Raw genomic sequence first — 20,290 nt, 5'->3', positions numbered from 1 at the left:
AATATCTTCTTTAAATTCGCAATACACCTTTTTTCAATCCAAATTCACGCCAGCGGCTGATAGGACGGTTATCAGAAGAGCCTGAATTATTTTCTTCCAGATTCATCAAATAATCGATGTATGCTGCAATCATTGCGATATTTTCAGTTTCTTCTTCTTTCTGACCTGCCCATTTACGCAACATATCCTGGTGTTTGGGGATAAACAGAGTATTGTAATGTCCTTCTACAAAGTCGGGAACATTCATGATATGACGCAAATAACCGATATTCGTCTTCAAACCCGTAATCTTGTATTCATACAGCACACGACGCATACGTTCGATAGCGAACTCACGGGTAGTAGCCCATACAATCAGCTTACCAATCATCGGGTCATAGTAAATAGGAATTTCGTAACTTTCGTATACGTAACTATCGATACGCACACCGATACCATTCGGTTCCATCAGTTGACGGATAACACCCGGCGAAGGCATGAAATTGTTTTCAGAATCCTCGGCACAGATACGGCATTCGATGGCATGACCACGCTGTTTCAAATCTTCCTGCTTGAAATGAAGAGGTTCATTATTAGCAATGCGAAGCTGTTCCTTAACCAGGTCTACACCTACCACTTCTTCAGTAATAGGATGTTCAACTTGCAGACGTGTATTCATTTCAAGGAAATAGAAATTACGATGCTTGTCGACCAGGAACTCAATTGTTCCAGCTCCTTTATAATTTACAGCTTTGGCAGCAGCCACAGCAGCCTCACCCATTTTCTGACGAAGTTCGGGAGTAACAAATGGAGAAGGAGTTTCTTCCACGATTTTCTGGTTACGACGCTGAATAGAACATTCACGTTCGAACAAATGTACAGCATTGCCATAATTATCTCCCAGAATCTGGAACTCGATATGATGTGGTTCTTCTACGAATTTTTCCAGATAAACCGTATCGTCGCCAAACGATGACATCGATTCCGAACGAGCTGTATTGTAAGCTTCCTCAACTTCCGACTCATTATGAATAAGGCGCATACCTTTACCGCCTCCACCCATAGAAGCCTTCAGCATAACCGGATAACCGATACGATTACAGATTTCCTTAGCCTCTTCTACACTCTGCAAAGGCTGTTCCGTACCTGGAACTACCGGAACCCCCGCAGCAATCATATGTTTACGTGCAGAAATCTTATCGCCCATAGCATCCATTGTTTCAGGATCGGGACCGATAAAAATGATTCCTTCTTCACGACAACGACGTGCAAATTCGGAATTCTCCGAAAGGAAACCATATCCCGGATGAATTGCATCCACTCCATGACGCTTAGCCGCCATGATAATTTTATCAATGTTCAGATAGCTCTCACGAGATGCTGCCGGACCAATCAGGCAAGCCTCATCTGCATAAAGTACGTGGCGTGCCGTTCTGTCGGCTTCCGAGAAGACTGCCACGGTACGAATGCCCATTTCACGGCAAGAACGCATCACGCGCACAGCAATTTCGCCACGGTTAGCGATTAATACCTTGTGTATCATGCTTTATGTTTTAGTTATTATCTTCGTTTAAGCCGCCGCCGCGTCATTCGGCACACGCAGCCAAAATCTGTGCAAAATTAGCAAAAAAAGATATACCGTTCCAATTATCCTTTCTTTTTTTGCCCATGGGAAGGAATTTAGCATAAAATACCTACCTATTGGTAGGCTTACATTCGCAAAAAGGGTGAAAACGCAAAGTCGAGGTGACAAAACGAAAAAAGCCCGGGAAACTTGACAGCTCCCCGGACTTCTCCTTAAATTTATTTTTCTTTACCTAAAAACAATCACCTTAATCTATTCTTAATTCTGCGACAAGTCGACTGCATAGTTGGCACGTTTACCCGATGGATATACACCAACCATAAACAATACCTGATCGGGCGACTGAGAAGCAGACTTCATAATCTCTTCCAGATCCTGAACTGTCTTCAACTGCTTGCCGTTTGCCTTCAGGATAATAAATCCTTTACGGATACCACAATCGGCCATTCTGCCTTCACTTACACCTGTTACCTGTACACCATAGCCCAAATTCAACTGTTTCTTCAAATCGGAAGGCACTTCACGGAATGCAGCACCCAACAATTGCATATCGGCATTCTTTACAATTTTGGTATTACCCTGTGCATTCTTCAATGTAACAGTGAAATTCTTTTCTTTCTTTTCACGCCATACTTTCAAGGTAACCTTATCACCCGGACGATATTTAGCAAGTGAACCTTGTAATTCGGCCATAGTCTTTATCTTCTTGCCATTCAGTTCCATGATAACATCGTTCACCTTCAGGATACCGTCTACCGAACCGCCTTCGGTTACTTCAACAACCTGTACACCCTCGTTGATACCCAGTTCCTTCTGTTCCTTACGGATTTCATCCGGATAAGTTTCGTCACCCATATTACGTCCGGCAACACCCAGCAAGGCACGCTGTACAGTACCATACTGCTTCAAGTCGGTTACCACCTTTGTCATGATGCTGGTCGGAATAGCAAATCCGTATCCCGAATAAGCTCCGGTAGGAGAAACCAGCATGGCATTAATACCTACCAGCTCACCCTTGGCGTTGACCAGCGCACCACCACTGTTTCCCTGGTTGATAGCCGCATCGGTCTGGATAAACGATTCTACACCGTTGGCACCCAGTCCACGAGCCTTGGCGCTGACGATACCAGCCGTAACCGTAGATCCCAGATTGAACGGATTACCTACAGCCAGTACCCATTCGCCCACTTTCAGACGATCTGAGTCGCCCACCGGTATAGCAGGGAAATCATCTCCCTCAATCTTAACCAAAGCAAGGTCGGTAGTCGGGTCGGCACCGATAACACGTCCCTTCATCTCGCGTCCGTCGTGCAACTTGACAGATATTTCATCAGCTCCGTCGATTACATGATTGTTGGTTGCGATATAACCATCTTTCGAAATAATTACGCCCGAACCAAAACCACGCTGTTCCGGAGTCTGTACCTGCTGCTGACGTCCACGTCCGTCGCCGAAGAAGAAATCGAAAATATCGGGCTGTCCCTGTATGGTTTTAACCTTACTTCTTTGTACAGACATTATATGTACAACAGAGTTCAGAGAGCTCTCTGCCGCTTTAGTCAAATCGACCGGCTGCATGCTTGATGCATCCAAGGCAGCATAACGAGCATTCGACGCTGTTTGAAATTCATCATAGAAAGACGTATTCTTATCCTGCTTAGATTGCATAAGAGTATAAGTAGTAACTCCTGCCACTCCTGCACTGACAGCCATTACTGCGACTGCCCCTAATGCGATTTTAGTTGTCTTTTTCATACGTTTATATCGTTTAAATTGTTAATTTCAATAGTTGTTTAACATTTCATTTGCTAAAGTAGAACAAAATTCATACGATTGTACTCGGCATCGCCTCTTTTTTCTCTCTTTTAACAAAGAAATATTATCCGTTAACCGCAGTTAACGACTACCGCCTGCCAATTTTACATTCATTACCAGACAGTTTGCAGGGTAAACAGATATTTCTGACAAAAATGTCATAAATTCATTTTATTTACGTACCTTTGCAACAAGAAAGCAGTTGGTCGGTTTGTCGCTGGTACATTTGTACAAGAGGAAAGTCCGGGCAACACAGAGCATCCTACTTCCTAACAGAAAGCTGCCTGCAAAGGTAGAGTAATGCAGAAGAAAATAACCGCCTGTCCACACCGGAGAGGCAAGGGTGAGAAGGTAGGGTAAGAGCCTACCAGACGTATAGCGATATGCGGGCTGTGCATCTTAGGAGTTGTAAGGTCATGTAAACCGGCATTAACGAGGGTTGCTCGCCCCACGTCGGAGGGTAGACCGCTAGAGCTTACTGGTAACAGTGAGCGTAGATAAATGACAGACACTTTGCGCTTCAGCACAAAGAACAGAACCCGGCTTATAGACCGACTGCTTTTTTTCATCGAAACCTCACCGCCATGAACTATACCAAAATAAAAAACTGGCTGCAATTCCTCACCGACGGAATCTGGAGAATAACCGAAGATGAGGTATCCCCCATACGGCGTCAGTTATATTCATGCATTAAAATCGTTTATCTTTCTGTCAACCAGTTCCTGAATGACCGCATTCAGATCCGGGCATCTGCCCTGACATACAGCACACTGCTATCCATCATCCCCATACTTGCCATCCTGTTTGCCATAGCACGCGGGTTCGGCTTCGACACCCTGATGGAAATCCAGCTCCGGCAGGGAGTAGCAAGCCAGCAAAGCGAACTGATTATTTCGTGGATAAACTCTTATCTGGAGCATGCACAAAGCGGCATCTTCATCGGCATCGGCTTAATCATGTTACTATGGACCGTACTCATCTTGACAGACAACATCGAACGAAGCTTCAATGCAATCTGGCAAGTCAAACGGCCGCGCTCAGTTTTCCGGAAAATAACAGATTACTTTTCCATGATCCTGCTTTTACCGTTACTGATTGTTATCTCAAGTGGTCTGACCATCTTCATGACAACCTACATAAAAAGCATGGATAACTTTCTGGTACTTGCCCCTATCCTGAAGTTTCTGGTAAGGCTCACCCCTTATGCACTGACGTGGGGAATGTTTATCGGACTATATATCTTTATACCCAACACCAAAGTCAAGCTGAAACACACATGGTTTCCGGGTATACTGGCAGGAACAGCCTTTCAGGCATTTCAGTTCTTCTATGTAAACAGCCAGATATGGGTTTCGAACTACAATGCCATCTACGGTAGCTTTGCTGCCATCCCGATGTTCCTGTTATGGACTCAGATTTCGTGGACCATCTGCCTCTTCGGTGCCGAGATGAGCTACATCAGCCAGAATCTGGAATCATTCGATTTCGGAAAAGAAACAGAACACATCAGCCGCCGCTATCACGATTTCTTCTGCACCATCATTCTCTCGGCTATCTGCAAGAACTTTGCAGAAGAAAAGAAACCTTATTCGGCCGAAGAAATCAGCAAGCAATATAAAATACCAATCCGGCTGACCAAACGAATTTTGTATGAATTGCAGGACATACACCTCATTTACGAAACCATAGAAGAAAAGAAAGGCGACATACGCTACCTGCCGGGAATGGACACAAACAAGCTGACAGTAGGTATCCTGCTGAAAAAACTGGATTCCACCGGCTCCGAAGACTTCAAGGTAGACCGCCGGCAATACTCAGAATCCTGGAAAATACTGCAACATGCGCGTCAGGAATACATCTACAACAACAGTCAGGTATTACTAAAAGACCTATAAGAACAGCCTCCATCCGACGGAATACCCCAATAACAAAGAAGAGCAAAAATGAAACACGTGAATCATTTTTGCTCTTCTCCTTTCTATATATGCAATTATTTTGTAAGCTGCATCATACGGCTCAAGTACTTGCCGATAATATCAAATTCCAGATTAACAACACTTCCTACATGCAATGTATGAAAGTTGGTATGTTCATAGGTATAAGGAATGATGGCAACCTGAAAAGTGTCTTCCGTAGGATTGCAGACCGTCAAGCTGACTCCGTTGACAGTAACCGAACCTTTGTCTACCGTAAAGTAACCACGTTTTGCCATTTCCGGATCGAAAGCATACTTAAACGTAAAATACCAGCTACCCTCAGCATCGTCTATTGCCACACAAGTAGCGGTCTGATCCACATGCCCCTGAACGATATGACCATCCAGACGACCGTTCATCAGCATACTGCGCTCCACGTTCACCTTATCGCCCGGCTTGAGCAGACCGATATTCGAGCGGTCGATGGTTTCCTTCATGGCTGTAACCGTATAAGTTCCATCCTGAATACTTACCACTGTCAGGCAAACCCCGTTATGAGAAATACTCTGATCAATCTTCAGTTCATCAACGAACGAACATTTCAACGTCAGATGCAGGTTCTCCTGATCTTTCACCACTTTTACTACCTCCGCATATTCTTCTACTATTCCTGAGAACATAACTTCACTTGTTTTATATTAATATTCCGATTCAATCATTTCACAGGGATAGGCTTACTCCATACGGTGTTACCATCCGAATCGACTACCGAAATAGTTCCTCCGGCATAATCCTCCGTATAACTGTTTCCTTTCACCAACATATCTTCGGCCATATGAACAGCCTTTTCTTCTGTCTTTATAAAGAAACCCTTGTTGTCACTTGACTCACCATCCGAGAAATAAATATCATAAGTTTTCATTATCTACTAAGTTTTAATATTGCAGGCGCAAATATATATAATCTCAACAATAAGAAACAAACTTATGGCATAAAAAAAAGAGAAACCAACTTTTGTCGATTTCTCTGAGAGAGCGGAAAACGAGACTCGAACTCGCGACCCTAACCTTGGCAAGGTTATGCTCTACCAACTGAGCTATTTCCGCATAAAGCTTTCAATATGTAAAAGAGCGGAAAACGAGACTCGAACTCGCGACCCTAACCTTGGCAAGGTTATGCTCTACCAACTGAGCTATTTCCGCATTATAGTGCCCAGAACAGGACTCGAACCTGCATGCCTCTCGACACACGCACCTGAAACGTGCGCGTCTACCATTCCGCCACCTGGGCATTTCAGTCTTTCGACAGCGCAACTTTATTTGCTTTCGAGCGGAAAACGAGACTCGAACTCGCGACCCTAACCTTGGCAAGGTTATGCTCTACCAACTGAGCTATTTCCGCAATTTTAACCGGTGAAGGAAATGAGACTCGAACTCACACGACATAATTGTCACCACCCCCTCAAAGTGGCGCGTCTACCAATTCCGCCATTCCTCCGGTAAGGTTTGCCTTGGTGCCCAGAACAGGACTCGAACCTGCATGCCTCTCGACACACGCACCTGAAACGTGCGCGTCTACCATTCCGCCACCTGGGCTTCTTTCTGCGCAAACCTTTGTGCTTTGAGCGGAAAACGAGACTCGAACTCGCGACCCTAACCTTGGCAAGGTTATGCTCTACCAACTGAGCTATTTCCGCATTGTAACATTAAGAGCAAACGGTTTTCCCGATTGCGAGTGCAAAGGTAATGCTTTTTCCGAAACCTCCAAAACATTAGGATATTTTTTTCACGAAAAACTATTAGAATGTTTCCATATGCACCTTCACACGGGTATACACCCCGCACAATATCAGGTATTCCGGCTCCGACAAAGCAAGATGAGCTGTACACGGCTCCCTATAAGTATTTCCGCTGATAACCAGATTATTCTCCTTTCTGTATGAGAAGGAAAAAGAAACGCCTGCACGCTTAAACTAATCCGTGCAGGCGTTTTTTCCGTTTTTTGTACAAAAAATCGAAGTTTTTGTACAAAAGCCTAAAACTTTTGTACAAACTTCCATGTAATATCACGGCAGCATCCGGAAAACTCCGGCATCTGCTGCACAATACATCAACACATTCTGTCGCGGTAATCCTCGTAACGGAAATTTCTGTATATTTCCAGTTCGCCGTTGGAATGAAGCAAGGCGATGGAAGGATGATGAATACCGTTGAACATATTGGTCTTTACCATTGTGTAATGTATCATGTCTTCGAACACAATCCGTTCGCCTACCTGCAACTCATGGTCGAATTTCCAGCTTCCCATGTAGTCGCCACTCAGGCAACTGTTTCCTCCCAGACGATAGATATGCTCTTCGGGAGCGGCAGTCTTGACCGCATCGGGTGGAAGCGTTTCGGCATTGCGCACCTTGGGCTGATAGGGCATTTCCAGACAGTCGGGCATGTGACAGGTAAAGCTGACATCGAGTATGGCCGTACGTATACCTTTGCTTTCTACAACATCGACTACTGATGCCACCAGCGGACCGGTCTGCCAGGTAAAAGCTGAGCCCGGCTCCAGAATAATCTGAAGATTGGGATAGCGTTCACGCAGCCCCTTCAGCAGGCCGATGAGATGCTCCACGTCGTAATCCTTACGCGTCATCAGATGTCCCCCGCCCAGATTCAGCCATTTCAGTTGCGGGGACCAGCGGGAAAATTTCTCTTCGATATGCTTCAGCGTACGCTCCAGTTCGTACGAACTCGATTCGCAGTGACAATGGCAGTGGAAACCTTCTATCCCTTCCGGCAGGCGGTCGGGCAACAAATCGGCAGTCACTCCGAAACGGGTACCCGGAGCACAAGGATTATACAGCTCGACTTCCACCTCCGAGTATTCAGGATTTACACGTATACCGCACGATACATGTTCCGGATAAGCCTTCACCTGCGGATAAAAGCGCTCGAACTGCGACAGCGAGTTAAACGTGATGTGACTGCTATACTTCAGGAAAGCCGGAAAATTGGCCTCCGTGTAAGCCGGAGAATACGTATGCGCCTTGCTTCCGAACTCCTCGAAAGCCAGACGAGCCTCGTATTCAGAGCTGGCTGTCGTGTAATGAATGTACTCACGGAATATCGGGAACGACTTCCACATGGCGAATGCCTTGAAAGCCAAAATAATCTCCACTCCGGCACGGTCGGCCACGCTCTTTATCAAACTCAGGTTCTTTCTGAGCAAATCCTCTTCCATGACATAGCAGGGAGAAGGAACTTTTGTTACATCTAACATAGCTGTTTATCTTATTCTATTATTTTAAATCGTGCAAACTTCAGCAGCAGTTGTTTTTCACCCGCGTTGCGGAAGCGAACCGTCGCCTTACAATTATCGCCAGTACCCTCCACCTTGACGATCTCGCCTATGCCGAAACGTTCATGCTCTATCTGTTGTCCGGCGTGAACTCCGTTGCCGACAGAGGAAGCCGACGCACTGGCAGAAGCCGAAGCTGAAGGTATCTTGCGCAGTACCCGCGGAGCTGCCGGCTTGACAAAGCGGCGAGGTTCCTGAGGTATCTCTCCCCCGTCGAACATCGAAGGTGAGCTGTCGCGCGTATACCGTGGGGTATCGGCTGCCACCTCCCGACGGAAGCGGCTCGCTCCTTCGTCTATCTTGCGGGATATGACATCTTCCTGCGGCAGGTTCAGGTAACGAGCATCAATATCTTTCAGGAAACGGCTGGGACTGCTGAATTCCATCTTGCCGTACTTGAAACGGGTTTTGGCAAACGACAGGAAGCAGTGTTCCTCGGCACGGGTTATGGCTACATAAAACAAGCGGCGCTCCTCTTCCAACTGCTTATACGAGTCGCCTGCCATCGGACTGGGAAAGAGATTTTCTTCCAATCCCACGACGAAAACATTCTTGAACTCCAACCCTTTGGCAGAATGAATGGTCATCAGCGTAACCTTCATTGCGTCATCCGCTCCTTCGCTGTCCTGATCAGTAAGCAGGGAAACCTCCGAAAGATAGTCGGTCAGCAAGACATGCGTGTTGCCCTCCTCCTCACGGTCGGCACAGAAATCGTGCATACCGTTTATCAACTCCTCGATATTCTCCTGACGGCTCAGGTTCTCGGGCGAACGATCCTGATAAATATCACTGATGATTCCCGACTGCTGGACGATATTCTTACCCAGCTCGTAAGCACTGGTCTGCGGAACAGCCTCCACGAATCCGGCAATCAGACTGCGGAATCCTTGCAGTTTGGTATGCGTACCTTTCGCCAGTTCCAGTCCGTAGGCAAGAGGTTCGGTCACAACTTTCCACAGGCTGACCTGATTTCGGGTAGCCGCATCGATAATCTTGCTCAGCGTCGTACTACCTATTCCACGTGCCGGATAATTGATGACACGCTTGAAAGCCTCTTCATCATTCGGATTGACTGCCAGCCGGAAATAAGCAATCACGTCCTTTACCTCCTTCCGCTGGTAGAAAGACAAGCCTCCGTAGATACGATAAGGCATTCCCCGCTTGCGTAAAGCCTCTTCGAAGATACGGCTCTGTGCATTAGTTCGGTATAAGATAGCAAAATCGTCGTACGAATAACTGTTCTTTACTCGAAGCTGTGCTATTTTGTTGGCAACGATTTCTCCTTCTTCCACATCACTATAAGCATTGAACACGGTAATCGGTTCCCCCTTGTCGTTTTCGGAGAATACCTCCTTGCGTATCTGCTCCCGGTTCTTCTCAATCAGGCTGTTGGCCGCCTTAACAATGGTCTGCGTGGAACGGTAATTCTGCTCCAGCTTGAACAGACGGGCATCCTTATACAGGCTCGTAAACTTCAAGATATTGTCGATATTCGCTCCACGGAAAGAGTAAATACTCTGCGCATCGTCGCCCACCACACAAACCCGACGGTATTTTTCGGTCAGCTGCATCACGATGCAATGCTGGGCATAGTTGGTATCCTGATACTCGTCTACCAGCACATAGCGGAAATGAGAAGCGTATTTCTCGCAAATTTCAGGATGTTTGCTAAATAATATATAGGTGTAAACCAGCAAATCGTCGAAGTCCATGGCATCACTCTGACGGCAGCGCTCCCAGTAGCGGCGGTAAATATCGCGTATGGCAGGTACCTTGGCAGCCGAATCATTCTCGTAAAACTCCCGGCTGGCGGCATAAGCATCGGGCGACACCAGGTGATTCTTGGCATTGCTGATGCGTGATTGTACCATCCCCGGCTTATACGTCTTGTCGTCCAACTGCATTTCCTTGATAATGGTCTTTATCAGACTTTTTGAATCGGCAGAATCATAAATGGTAAAATTAGATGAAAAACCGATGGCTGCCGCCTCCGCACGGAGGATACGCGAAAAGATGGAATGAAAAGTCCCCATCCATAAGTAGCGCGCCCGCTCTGTGCCTACCCGACGTGCGATACGCTCTTTCATCTCACGCGCCGCCTTGTTGGTAAATGTCAGCGCAAGAATGGACCACGGTTCGTAACCGTTGTCCAGCAGATAAGCTATCTTATAGGTCAGCACACGGGTCTTTCCCGATCCGGCTCCGGCAATCACAAGCGAAGGTCCGTCGTTGTATAGCACCGCAGCCCGCTGACTCTCATTTAGTTCGTTCAAGTAATCTGTCATACAGGTCAATCTATTTCAGGCACAAAGATAGCACAAATCCAGCAGTGTCCTAATAGATTTCCATACAACGGCAAAACAAATTTCGTACTTCGGGTTCTATCTGCCGACTTAAAACAATCGGTTTTGCGACATTATACACCAGCATAAAAAGTAACTTTCCCGCTTCAAACTCTATTTAGAATGGTCTGCCCTGCAACATTCTCCCCCTAAGTACAAGAAAAGGAAGCCCTCCGGAGGTTTTTCTCCGGCAAGACTTCCTTCCTTTCTATTTTCGAAAACAAGTTCCGGCTCCCGACGTCCGAACAATCAATTTAGCAGACGACAGCCGAAATATAATGATTAATTTTTAAAACTATGAATAGGAGCAGGTATACGTCCCTTACGACTCACAAAGGCTTCACAACTAAAGCGGTTAACCGGCATGACAGGAGCATATCCCAGCAATCCTCCAAACTCTACCGTATCGCCCACTTCTTTTCCTATCACCGGAATGATACGCACCGCCGTAGTCTTCTGGTTGATCATACCGATAGCCGTTTCGTCGGCAATGATGCCCGATATGGTAGCAGCCGATGTAGAACCCGGAATAGCAATCATATCCAATCCTACAGAACAAACACAAGTCATTGCTTCCAGTTTCTCGATGGTCAGCGCGCCTGCTTCTACTGCATTAATCATTCCCTGATCTTCGCTGACCGGAATGAAGGCACCACTCAATCCACCTACATACGAAGAAGCCATTACTCCACCTTTCTTTACCTGATCATTCAGTAAGGCAAGAGCGGCAGTTGTACCCGGTGCCCCCGGATGCTCCAATCCGATTTCCTGCAAAATCTCAGCCACACTGTCGCCGACAGCCGGAGTCGGAGCCAAAGACAAGTCGATGATACCAAACGGAACACCCAACCGGCGTGATGCTTCCTGTGCAACCAGTTGTCCCACACGGGTAATCTTGAAAGCAGTACGCTTAATCGTTTCACAAAGAACCTCGAAACCTTCTCCACGAACCTGCTCCAGCGCATACTTCACAACGCCCGGACCGCTTACGCCGACATTGATAATCGCATCGTCTTCCGATACGCCGTGGAAAGCACCTGCCATAAACGGATTATCATCGGGAGCATTACATAAGACCACTAACTTGGCGCATCCTAACGAATCACGTTCTTTGGTCAGTTCTGCCGTTTCTTTGATAATCTCTCCCATCAGACGAACCGCATCCATATTAATGCCCGTCTTGGTAGAACCCACATTGACAGAACTACAAATACGTTCCGTGCATGCCAACGCTTTCGGAATAGAACGAATCAGCAATTCGTCGCTTCGTGTCATACCTTTCGATACGATAGCCGAATACCCTCCGATAAAGTTTACGCCCAGCTCTTCGGCCACCTTATCCAGTGTCTGGGCAATCTTCACATAATCATCAGGTGTATGACATGCCGATCCACCCACCAGTGCAATAGGAGTAATGGAAATACGCTTGTTTACAATAGGAATACCATATTCCTTAGCAATATCCTCTCCTGTCTTCACCAGATTCTTGGCAAAACGTGTCATCTTATTATATATGTTCTGACAGAGAACATCCAGATTACTGTCGGCACAATCCAGCAGATTTATTCCCATGGTGATTGTACGCACATCCAGGTTTTCTTTCTCTATCATCTTGTTGGTTTCGAGAACCTCGGATATATTAATCATAGTAATAGCTGTTTTTTAGATACGATGCATTTTATTGAATATCTCTTCACGCTGACATTTTACCTGAACGCCAATCTTATTTCCTGTTTCTATCAGTTCATTTACGATCTGTTCAAAAGGCTTCTGAATGTTTGCCATGTCGACAATCATCATCATATTAAAATACTCCTGCACAATGGTCTGAGAAATATCCAATATATTCACATTGTTTTCAGCAAGATAAGAACATAATCTTGCAATGATACCTACCGTATCTTTACCTACTACCGTAATAATAGCCTTATTCATAATCACGTTTTTTCTTATAGTTATTAATTTTACAAAGATAAATATTTATTATCAAAAGCCATCTTTCCGCAAACTTTTTTTGAGCAAATGCTTGCTTATTACAAAATATTATGTACCTTTGCATCGCTTTTGAAAGGAAGCACTCCTAAAAAGAGTTTTGGAGAGGTGGCAGAGTGGTCGATTGCGGCGGTCTTGAAAACCGTTGTACCGCGAGGTACCCGGGGTTCGAATCCCTGTCTCTCCGCAATAAAGGGTGTAAATCAAGCATTTGCGAGATTTACACCCTTTTTTACACCCAAGAATGTAAAATTGGGTGTTTTTGTATTTTTTAAGATTCTTCAAAAGAATGTCAATTACAAAGCGATTGGTATTTCTATGGACTGGCAGAATGAACCTTTATGACGAAAAATATAGTTATTCAAAAAAATAAATATCTTAAATATGGAATTCATTTGCCAAATATGAAATTTCTATTCATATATTCCTCTTTTGTAATTCATTAGATATTGGGTAAAAGTCTTGCCTGTTTCTTTTTTGAAAAAACGCATGAGGTGACTGGGGTCGGAAAAGTGGAACTCGTCTGCCAGTTGGCTCACATTCAGATTGGAGAACAGTAGCTCATTTTTCAGCTCTTCCAAAAGACGTTGCTTGAGTAAGTGAATGGCTGATACACCAAATTGCGCCATAACAGAATTATTCAAGGTGATACGACTTACCCGAAGCATATCAGCATATTCTTGAACGCGCTGTGTCGTTCGGATATGTTTTTCGAGTAAGTCCTTGAATTTGAATGCGTAATTGTTTTTTGGCACTTCGACAGGTAGACGATAAGTTTGAGCGTATGCCCGGTTGATAATTACCAGTAGATAATAAAGCACTGACACAATGAGGTTGTAAGTGTCTACCACAGGATGTTGTAGTTCTTGTTTTATCTTTTTTAAGAGGCGCATATATTCCGTCAGCTCCTCCGGCTCGGCAAACAAGTAGGGCGGTGTATCAGTCTGATAATAATACAACAGCCGATATACGAAGAACTTGTCAGCAATGAACGTGCGCATAAAGTCTTCGCGGAAAATAAGAAAAGTGTAATCCAGTTCTACCTCGTTCACGTGCCATTCCTGTTGCTGGTGCGGCGACAAAAGCAGCACCATACCATCCCGTAACTCCACTTTTCGGAAGTTCAGCAACAAATATCCATTGGCACGACGAAAGAAATAGAAGCTGAAAAAATCTGTCTTAAACGCCTTATGCTCGGTCAAGACACCACAGATGTCCTTGCTTTCGCCTGTGTTAATGTAGAAGTCTACGCCACATTGCGTTTTATTGAACGGAACGCTTACAAGTCTTTCGGGATTGATTATAGCTTTCATCACTCTTGTTTTTTGCTTTCTGCAAATATACATCATTCTTTTATCAAAATGGCATATATTCCTGTTTTTAAGGCATAGAGACATTGGGATATCCTTTCGAACTTTGTACCCGAAAAATAATACAAAACATAACATCATGAACGAAAAAGCAATTATTCGGTTGGTACGCAGTGCCACCTTGAAAATCAACTATGCAGGACATACCATTCTTATTGACCCCGTATTTGCCGACAAAGGAACCCTGCAATCCGCTCTCGGTGTATATAAGAATCCGAGGGTACATCTCGTAATGCCTATTAGCGACATTACTGAAGGTGTTGATATGGTACTGCTCACCCACAACCACATCGACCATTACGAACCAAGTGTAAAGCAGCATTTGCCGAAAGATATTCCTTTCTACACCCAGCCACAAGATAAGGCCGCCATCCTGAAAGATGGTTTCTCAAATGTAGAAACGATTGAAGAGAGCATAACCTTAGGTCATCTGACCATCCACCGTGCTATTGGCCATCACGGTTTCGGTCAGATAGGCCAGATGATGGGACCTGTTTCGGGCTATGTGCTGATGTCCGAAGGGCTTCCGACTATTTATATCATGGGCGATTGCAAATGGGAAGAATGTACTCTTGCTACCGTGGAAAAGTATCGTCCTAATTATATTGTGGTGAACAGTGGCGGTGCGGTATTCCCCGAGTTCTCTAAGACGGACGGTTGTATCATCCCCAATGAACAGGAAGTAATGGCGATGCTTGACACACTCCCCCCACACATCAAGCTGATTACCGTACACATGGATGCCATCGATCATTGCCAGACCACCCGTGCCATCCTGCGCAACGAAGCTCGCCATCACGGGACGGATATGAGCCGACTGATTATACCGGAAGACGGAGAAAGCATAACACTTAAATAACTGTATAAACAATCATTTCAAAATATTAGAAAGATGAAAAAGATTAGGAAAATCGCGGTAGAACAGAATTTCGCCGCGATCAGTGTCGGTAAGTTGAATGAACTGAATGAATACGAACTTCAGCTTGGCCCGGATGTGAAAATCCCCGGAAAAGTATTCTGCAGCACCGCTCTCGGAACTACGGGAAGCGAGTTTTCTTTCCAGTCATTCGCCCCGGGTACAGAAACCGGATTTCTGCATAGTCACAAGAGTCATGAGGAGCTTTATTTTTTCCTCTCCGGTAAAGGTGAATTTCAAGTAGACGGAACAGTGTTCCCAGTGGAAGAAGGTAGCGTTGTCAGGGTATCTCCTGCAGGAAAACGAAGTGTCCGTAACAACGGAACGACTCCGCTCCTCATGCTCTGCATACAATATTGCAGCAATACATTCTCACAGGAGGATGCCACTGACGGAATCATACTGAAAGAACCGGTAAAATGGAAAGTCTCTCCGAAATGATTCTAAAAAGGAACTCTAAGCAGATGACTATCTGTATAAAATTCCTGATAAAGAATATGAACATAGTGGTAGGCTGCTCCATCGGGTGCAGCTACTGCTATGCCCGTAACAACTGCCGCCGCTTCCATATTACGGACGACTTCTCCGTACCGGAATATATGGTGCGAAAGCTGCGTATCATCGACACGCCCAAGCCTCACGTATGGCTGATGACCGGAATGAGCGATTTCTCCGATTGGAAGCCTGAATGGAATGCGGAAATATTCAGACGAATGAAAAGCAATCCGCAACACGCTTATATATTCCTTACGAAATGTCCGGACAAGATCAGTTTCTCTACAGATGACGAGAATGTATGGATGGGCGTGACCGTCACGCGCAATTCCGAAAAAAAGCGGCTAGACGATTTGAAAAGAAATATCAAGGCCAAGCACTACCATGTCACTTTCGAACCTATTTTCGATGAAATCGGCGATATAGATTTCGAGGGTATCGACTGGATTGTCATAGGTACGGAGACCGGACATCGGAAAGGCAAAGTGGATTCCCGTCCCGAATGGGTGCTTCACATTGCCGACCAAGCCCAAACACAGGGCGTCCCCGTGTTTATGAAAGAGGATTTGCTGCCTATAATGGGCGAAGAAAGGATGATTCAGGAACTGCCGGAACAATTTACAAAACGCTTACAATGAATACCGAAATAATCAAAGAAATAGACGTACAGAGCGTTATGACCAAATCCTCACTGCCGGTCGGAGGATATTCGGTCAACCCTTACGTGGGCTGTCCCCACGCCTGTAAGTATTGCTACGCATCGTTTATGAAACGATTCACCGGGCATACAGAACCGTGGGGTGCATTTCTGGACGTGAAGAACTGGAAACCGATAGCCAATCCGCACAAATATGACGGAGAGCGCATTGTGATAGGTTCCGTGACGGATGGTTACAACCCGTATGAGGAGCAATTTTGCCGTACCCACAGGCTGCTCGAAGAGCTGCGTGGGAGCAACGCCGAGATTATGATATGCACTAAGTCCGACCTTGTCCTGCGCGACCTCGACCTGTTGAAGCGTTTTCCCAAAGTAACGGTGTCATGGTCGGTCAATACGCTTGACGAGCGGTTTCGTACGGATATGGACAATGCCGTGAGCATAGAACGTCGTCTGAACGCAATGCGTCAGGTCTATGAGGCGGGCATCCGTACCGTGTGTTTCGTATCGCCCATATTCCCCGGAATAACCGATATGAAGGCGATTATCGAGAAAGTGAAAGGATATGCCGATTTGATATGGCTCGAAAACCTGAATCTGCGCGGGCAGTTCAAGGGAGGGATAATGACGTATATCCGTGAGAAGCATCCCGACCTCTTTCCGTTATACGAAGAAATATACAACAAAAAGAGGCTTGATTACTGGCAGGCATTGGAACAGGACATTTCCCAATACGCCAAGGCACAGGGGTTTCCATATAGAATAAATGATTTGCCTTACGGGCGCTCGGAAAAAGGCAAGCCGGTTATCGTAAATTATTTCTACCACGAAAAGATACGATTGACTAAATGAGGGAAAGATATTGACAATATGGTATATTAATAGTGAATAAGATATTCTTTTATTGCTTATTTTACTTTAGAATAGTTAGACAACTTAGATTTTGTACTATATATTACGATAGAAGTACAATCCATGATGAATTGTACTTCTCTATATTACATCCTGAATCCTCTGGATTTTTGTTCTTTCTGCACTGAGTTACGCAGATGCTGCTGTAACTTCTCCCATTGTTCCTTGAACCATTCGCTGATTGGCTGTTGGTTTATAGTCAGCATCAATTTATTCTTATCGATCGGGCTTCGTTCAATTTTGAAAATTACATTTTTTGTTTCAAATCTCTGTCTATATTCTTCGGAATAGATTTTTCCACTACATCTGAGAGCTTCCTTTTTGTATAAAAGAGAATCAACCATCCCCTTGGTAAAACCAGTGACATAGCATAATTTTTCCATTCTCAGCATTTCTTTGAGCAATGGGAACCAGCATAATGCTTTTTCGAGAATGGTATTCAATCGTGATATTTCCTTTTCTTTGGCTTCAAGTTCTTGATTGTGTATTCCTTGAAGATTACGAATTTGTCTGCCATGCTGTTCCTGTATTTGTTGTATCTGAATTTTCAATTCATCAGTAGCTTTGTCCCGTTTGGTAATTTCCTGATGTAGCTGCTCGATGTGATGTTCCAGTTCTTTCAGCTTACCGCTTCCGAAAAGAGAACCTACACTGCTGGTTATGGCTGTGGCTACATCGGTAGCTGCACTTTTGAGTTTGTCCGTACGTATCTCTGCTTTTACCTGTTTGAGTTCCTGTTCGGCAAGGCTTACCTGTTGCTCCTTGTGTCGCTTGGTTTCCTCTATACGTTGCAGTTCGGCTTTCTGCTTCTCAATGATGAAATCATTTCGTTCCAGATGCTCTTTACCTGTGACAGCTTTTGCCTGCCCACGTTCCATCAGGAGAATATCGGAAGCCAAGGTCTGCATGATTGCCATATCTTCGTCATTGAGTTTTCGGCTCTTTCCGGTTTCGTGGTTCATCCAGTCGAATACGATATGGGCATGATAGTTCGGCTTGAACCATCTGCTTCCTATTTGAAAACTCTCTTTGTCTTCCGCTTCCGGCTGACCGTTTAGCCAATGTCCTTCGTCTTTGTGCAGGAAAATTTGTAGTGGAGTGATGCCCCAACGCTTTTGACACTCTTCACCGAATCTGCGTACATCAGCCAGTGTGGTGTCCAGTCTGATAAGCAATACTCCTTCACGGATGGGTGAACATCCCGCCACTTTGATAATCCTTCCATTCTTTCCCTTGCGTTCCCTTTCCTTTTCCTGCATGGCACGTCCAGTCTTTTCCTTGACCATTTGCTTGATATTGTCATAATGAGTTCGCAGTTCGGGAGTGCCGAAGTCGGGATTTATCCACTGTTCGTTATCGGTGGAAAGTTCGGGAACGACATAGATTCTGGACTCCCCGATATTACACATATATTCGGCAGTTCTTCGGTTGTGTGCCTCGCTCGATGCGATGTTGCAAGGCTTGATATGTATGCTTGATTTTGTTGCCATAGCTTCTTTTCTTTGTTTGCAATTGATTATTTTGCTCGCTTTCGCAGAGGGGTTATTTTATGAATCTCGGCTGCATTCGGCATAGGTCAAGCAAGCTTGCCTCTGCTCTCATTTGCACGAGATTTCTTAGGGGTAACCCATAAGCGGAGATTGCAAAGAGAGGGTCACTCTTTGCTCGGGGTTCTCAGGGGTGAAACGCCTTGAGTGGGTCATTAGGGCAAAGCCCTAATCCCCTCGGGAGAGCCCACAACTACGAAAGCGGAGCGTGTAGTTATAGTAGGCTATAACCGGAAGCCGTTCTTCTTCTCCGGTGATTGGCTGCGCACCCCTTTGGCGGACTGGAGCTGCCTTTTTCTTTCAATCTGTTTCTGTAAGTATTCGTTCAGGTCTTTGCACCCGCCATAAATCTGCGAAGCGTCCCGGATGTATCGGTCTCTGCCGTATTCCATGCGGATTTGTTGGAGTACTTCCAGTCCTGCATGGTCGTTGTCGAAAAAGCAGTGGATGCGCTCATAGTTGCCCAGCGGATAGAGAGCCTTGTTTATATTCGATACGGAGTTCAATACAATGTAGTCCTGCCCGTCCAATTCCGGATAATTCGGGCAGCTTTCCTGTCTCAATGTCAGAAAGGAAAGGTAGTCCATGAAACCCTCGAACACATAGCAGGTAGTCCTTGCTTTTCCCGACTGTCTGATGTGGGAGATTTCCTTGGGGGCGATGCAGCCCTTGAAATAGGGGTTACGAACCTCAAACCCACCCGAACCGTTAGGGAAGGCAATGGCAAAGTAACGCTTGCCGTTGTGGGTGTAACGGGCTTCTCTACATTCTCTTTTTGCCAGCTCCAGATTTATTCCTCTACCTTGTAAATAGGCAAGCAGGGCAGGAGACGATAACGGTACTATCTCCAGCTGCTGGAAGCTCGGACCGAAAGAGTCTTGCTTGCCAAAAGAGAAAGATACCGGGTGTACATGCGGTGTCTGTTCCGCAATCCGCTCCAGCAGGTAAGGTATATGGTCGGTAGCATACAGGTGTGCAGCCAGTTCAATGATACCGCCCCCTTTCCCTAAACCGAAGTCGTACCACAGGTTGCGTTCGGTGTTCACTTTGAAGGAAGCCTCCGTTTCTTCCCTCAAGGGAGATTTGTACCAAAGGTTAATACCCTGCTGTTTGACGGGTGAATAACCCAGGCTGTGCAGGTAGTCAGCCAGATTGATTTGTTTTGCAGTCTCGATGTTCATAAGGAAATCGTTTTAGTGAGTACGTTGATTATTTCTCTTTTTGCCCGCAACTCTTAAAAGTATGCGGTCTGTACAACCACTTCACTAAATTCCTAATATATAGACCCCCGGAATAAAGTGAAGTGATTTGTCTGTTTCTGAAATCACTTCACTAAATTGTCGTATATATAGGATACGGGAATAAAGTGAAGCGATTTTCGGGATTGTCGGTTAATAGTGGTAATCGGGCTT

16 protein-coding genes, 8 tRNA genes and 1 other RNA gene are annotated in these 20,290 nt (G+C 45.4%); 7 read left to right on the top strand and 18 right to left on the bottom strand.

The window, feature by feature from the left end:
• Nucleotides 1–10: 10 nt before the first annotated feature.
• Complete coding sequence (gene accC, locus ACZM60_RS09290) at nt 11–1,522, bottom strand: acetyl-CoA carboxylase biotin carboxylase subunit (protein WP_021971248.1); 1,512 nt, start codon at nt 1,520–1,522, stop codon at nt 11–13.
• 300 nt (nt 1,523–1,822) lie between these two features.
• Nucleotides 1,823–3,319, bottom strand: a complete 1,497-nt coding sequence (locus ACZM60_RS09285; protein ID WP_021971249.1) for a trypsin-like peptidase domain-containing protein — start codon at nt 3,317–3,319, stop codon at nt 1,823–1,825.
• A 258-nt stretch (nt 3,320–3,577) separates the two neighbouring features.
• Between ACZM60_RS09285 and rnpB the strand changes: the two genes are divergently transcribed.
• An RNA gene (gene rnpB, locus ACZM60_RS09280) (RNase P RNA component class A) lies at nt 3,578–3,942 on the top strand.
• A gap of 21 nt (nt 3,943–3,963) precedes the next feature.
• Nucleotides 3,964–5,274, top strand: a complete 1,311-nt coding sequence (locus ACZM60_RS09275) for a YihY/virulence factor BrkB family protein (protein ID WP_489521346.1) — start codon at nt 3,964–3,966, stop codon at nt 5,272–5,274.
• Between the two features lie 95 nt (nt 5,275–5,369).
• On the opposite strand, the gene ACZM60_RS09270 is transcribed toward ACZM60_RS09275, so the two are convergent.
• From ACZM60_RS09270 to ACZM60_RS09210, 13 genes are all read right to left on the bottom strand, one after another.
• On the bottom strand, nt 5,370–5,975 hold the full coding sequence (locus ACZM60_RS09270; protein ID WP_021970469.1) for a riboflavin synthase: 606 nt from the start codon (nt 5,973–5,975) through the stop codon (nt 5,370–5,372).
• Nucleotides 5,976–6,010: 35 nt separating this feature from the next.
• The gene (locus ACZM60_RS09265; protein WP_340319230.1) at nt 6,011–6,217 is read right to left on the bottom strand and encodes a hypothetical protein; all 207 of its coding nucleotides are present in this window, start codon (nt 6,215–6,217) and stop codon (nt 6,011–6,013) included.
• 111 nt (nt 6,218–6,328) lie between these two features.
• Nucleotides 6,329–6,401, bottom strand: a tRNA-Gly gene (locus tag ACZM60_RS09260).
• Nucleotides 6,402–6,424: 23 nt separating this feature from the next.
• A tRNA-Gly gene (locus tag ACZM60_RS09255) sits at nt 6,425–6,497 on the bottom strand.
• 7 nt (nt 6,498–6,504) lie between these two features.
• Nucleotides 6,505–6,585, bottom strand: a tRNA-Leu gene (locus ACZM60_RS09250).
• 38 nt (nt 6,586–6,623) lie between these two features.
• Nucleotides 6,624–6,696 (bottom strand) — tRNA-Gly (locus ACZM60_RS09245).
• 12 nt (nt 6,697–6,708) lie between these two features.
• Nucleotides 6,709–6,792: transfer RNA gene (locus ACZM60_RS09240), tRNA-Leu, on the bottom strand.
• 14 nt (nt 6,793–6,806) lie between these two features.
• A tRNA-Leu gene (locus tag ACZM60_RS09235) sits at nt 6,807–6,890 on the bottom strand.
• A gap of 28 nt (nt 6,891–6,918) precedes the next feature.
• Nucleotides 6,919–6,991, bottom strand: a tRNA-Gly gene (locus ACZM60_RS09230).
• Nucleotides 6,992–7,404: 413 nt separating this feature from the next.
• Nucleotides 7,405–8,568 carry a carboxynorspermidine decarboxylase gene (gene nspC, locus ACZM60_RS09225; RefSeq protein ID WP_489521345.1) on the bottom strand — a complete coding sequence of 388 codons (1,164 nt, stop codon included), beginning with the start codon at nt 8,566–8,568 and terminating at the stop codon, nt 7,405–7,407.
• An 11-nt stretch (nt 8,569–8,579) separates the two neighbouring features.
• A complete protein-coding gene (locus ACZM60_RS09220) occupies nt 8,580–10,931 on the bottom strand; it encodes an ATP-dependent helicase (RefSeq protein WP_489521344.1) in 2,352 nt (783 codons plus the stop codon).
• A 339-nt stretch (nt 10,932–11,270) separates the two neighbouring features.
• Nucleotides 11,271–12,635 (bottom strand): PFL family protein, encoded by a 1,365-nt coding sequence (locus ACZM60_RS09215; protein ID WP_340319233.1) that lies wholly within the window; start codon nt 12,633–12,635, stop codon nt 11,271–11,273.
• A 15-nt stretch (nt 12,636–12,650) separates the two neighbouring features.
• On the bottom strand, nt 12,651–12,923 hold the full coding sequence (locus ACZM60_RS09210; RefSeq protein ID WP_021972077.1) for an ACT domain-containing protein: 273 nt from the start codon (nt 12,921–12,923) through the stop codon (nt 12,651–12,653).
• Between the two features lie 159 nt (nt 12,924–13,082).
• On the opposite strand from ACZM60_RS09210, the gene ACZM60_RS09205 reads away from it, so the two are divergent.
• A tRNA-Ser gene (locus ACZM60_RS09205) sits at nt 13,083–13,167 on the top strand.
• Between the two features lie 226 nt (nt 13,168–13,393).
• Here ACZM60_RS09205 and ACZM60_RS09200 read toward each other — a convergent pair.
• Nucleotides 13,394–14,293 carry a helix-turn-helix domain-containing protein gene (locus ACZM60_RS09200; protein ID WP_025819263.1) on the bottom strand — a complete coding sequence of 300 codons (900 nt, stop codon included), beginning with the start codon at nt 14,291–14,293 and terminating at the stop codon, nt 13,394–13,396.
• 136 nt (nt 14,294–14,429) lie between these two features.
• On the opposite strand from ACZM60_RS09200, the gene ACZM60_RS09195 reads away from it, so the two are divergent.
• Genes ACZM60_RS09195 through ACZM60_RS09180 form a run of 4 tightly spaced genes read left to right on the top strand, consistent with a single transcriptional unit; the run spans nt 14,430 to nt 17,271 of the window.
• Nucleotides 14,430–15,209: an MBL fold metallo-hydrolase gene (locus ACZM60_RS09195; RefSeq protein WP_022507063.1), complete on the top strand. Its 780-nt coding sequence runs from the start codon at nt 14,430–14,432 to the stop codon at nt 15,207–15,209.
• Nucleotides 15,210–15,242: 33 nt separating this feature from the next.
• The gene (locus ACZM60_RS09190; protein ID WP_005924039.1) at nt 15,243–15,707 is read left to right on the top strand and encodes a cupin domain-containing protein; all 465 of its coding nucleotides are present in this window, start codon (nt 15,243–15,245) and stop codon (nt 15,705–15,707) included.
• 23 nt (nt 15,708–15,730) lie between these two features.
• Nucleotides 15,731–16,399 (top strand): radical SAM mobile pair protein A, encoded by a 669-nt coding sequence (locus ACZM60_RS09185; protein ID WP_489521353.1) that lies wholly within the window; start codon nt 15,731–15,733, stop codon nt 16,397–16,399.
• Complete coding sequence (locus ACZM60_RS09180) at nt 16,396–17,271, top strand: radical SAM mobile pair protein B (protein ID WP_005924033.1); 876 nt, start codon at nt 16,396–16,398, stop codon at nt 17,269–17,271. The genes ACZM60_RS09185 and ACZM60_RS09180 overlap by 4 nt, the downstream gene beginning before the upstream one ends.
• 146 nt (nt 17,272–17,417) lie before the next feature.
• Here ACZM60_RS09180 and ACZM60_RS09175 read toward each other — a convergent pair whose 3' ends face one another.
• Both ACZM60_RS09175 and ACZM60_RS09170 read right to left on the bottom strand, forming a co-directional pair.
• Complete coding sequence (locus ACZM60_RS09175; protein WP_489521343.1) at nt 17,418–18,821, bottom strand: mobilization protein; 1,404 nt, start codon at nt 18,819–18,821, stop codon at nt 17,418–17,420.
• Between the two features lie 281 nt (nt 18,822–19,102).
• On the bottom strand, nt 19,103–20,059 hold the full coding sequence (locus ACZM60_RS09170; protein ID WP_195306246.1) for a toprim domain-containing protein: 957 nt from the start codon (nt 20,057–20,059) through the stop codon (nt 19,103–19,105).
• Nucleotides 20,060–20,290 lie beyond the last annotated feature (231 nt).

This window comes from Phocaeicola sp. (genome assembly GCF_057861905.1).
The sequence above is the reverse complement of the archived record's forward strand: the minus strand, read 5'-3'. Positions and strand labels throughout refer to the sequence as shown.

Excerpts from the sequence above, each read along its gene's own strand:
- ACZM60_RS09270 (WP_021970469.1), bottom strand. The coding sequence starts at position 5,975 with ATGTTCTCAGGAATAGTAGAAGAATATGCGGAGGTAGTAAAAGTGGTG.
- ACZM60_RS09190 (WP_005924039.1), top strand. The coding sequence starts at position 15,243 with ATGAAAAAGATTAGGAAAATCGCGGTAGAACAGAATTTCGCCGCGATC.
- ACZM60_RS09265 (WP_340319230.1), bottom strand. The coding sequence starts at position 6,217 with ATGAAAACTTATGATATTTATTTCTCGGATGGTGAGTCAAGTGACAAC.
- ACZM60_RS09200 (WP_025819263.1), bottom strand. The coding sequence starts at position 14,293 with ATGAAAGCTATAATCAATCCCGAAAGACTTGTAAGCGTTCCGTTCAAT.
- ACZM60_RS09170 (WP_195306246.1), bottom strand. The coding sequence starts at position 20,059 with ATGAACATCGAGACTGCAAAACAAATCAATCTGGCTGACTACCTGCAC.
- ACZM60_RS09180 (WP_005924033.1), top strand. The coding sequence starts at position 16,396 with ATGAATACCGAAATAATCAAAGAAATAGACGTACAGAGCGTTATGACC.
- nspC (WP_489521345.1), bottom strand. The coding sequence starts at position 8,568 with ATGTTAGATGTAACAAAAGTTCCTTCTCCCTGCTATGTCATGGAAGAG.
- ACZM60_RS09195 (WP_022507063.1), top strand. The coding sequence starts at position 14,430 with ATGAACGAAAAAGCAATTATTCGGTTGGTACGCAGTGCCACCTTGAAA.
- ACZM60_RS09275 (WP_489521346.1), top strand. The coding sequence starts at position 3,964 with ATGAACTATACCAAAATAAAAAACTGGCTGCAATTCCTCACCGACGGA.
- ACZM60_RS09285 (WP_021971249.1), bottom strand. The coding sequence starts at position 3,319 with ATGAAAAAGACAACTAAAATCGCATTAGGGGCAGTCGCAGTAATGGCT.
- accC (WP_021971248.1), bottom strand. The coding sequence starts at position 1,522 with ATGATACACAAGGTATTAATCGCTAACCGTGGCGAAATTGCTGTGCGC.
- ACZM60_RS09215 (WP_340319233.1), bottom strand. The coding sequence starts at position 12,635 with ATGATTAATATATCCGAGGTTCTCGAAACCAACAAGATGATAGAGAAA.
- ACZM60_RS09220 (WP_489521344.1), bottom strand. The coding sequence starts at position 10,931 with ATGACAGATTACTTGAACGAACTAAATGAGAGTCAGCGGGCTGCGGTG.
- ACZM60_RS09175 (WP_489521343.1), bottom strand. The coding sequence starts at position 18,821 with ATGGCAACAAAATCAAGCATACATATCAAGCCTTGCAACATCGCATCG.
- ACZM60_RS09210 (WP_021972077.1), bottom strand. The coding sequence starts at position 12,923 with ATGAATAAGGCTATTATTACGGTAGTAGGTAAAGATACGGTAGGTATC.
- ACZM60_RS09185 (WP_489521353.1), top strand. The coding sequence starts at position 15,731 with ATGACTATCTGTATAAAATTCCTGATAAAGAATATGAACATAGTGGTA.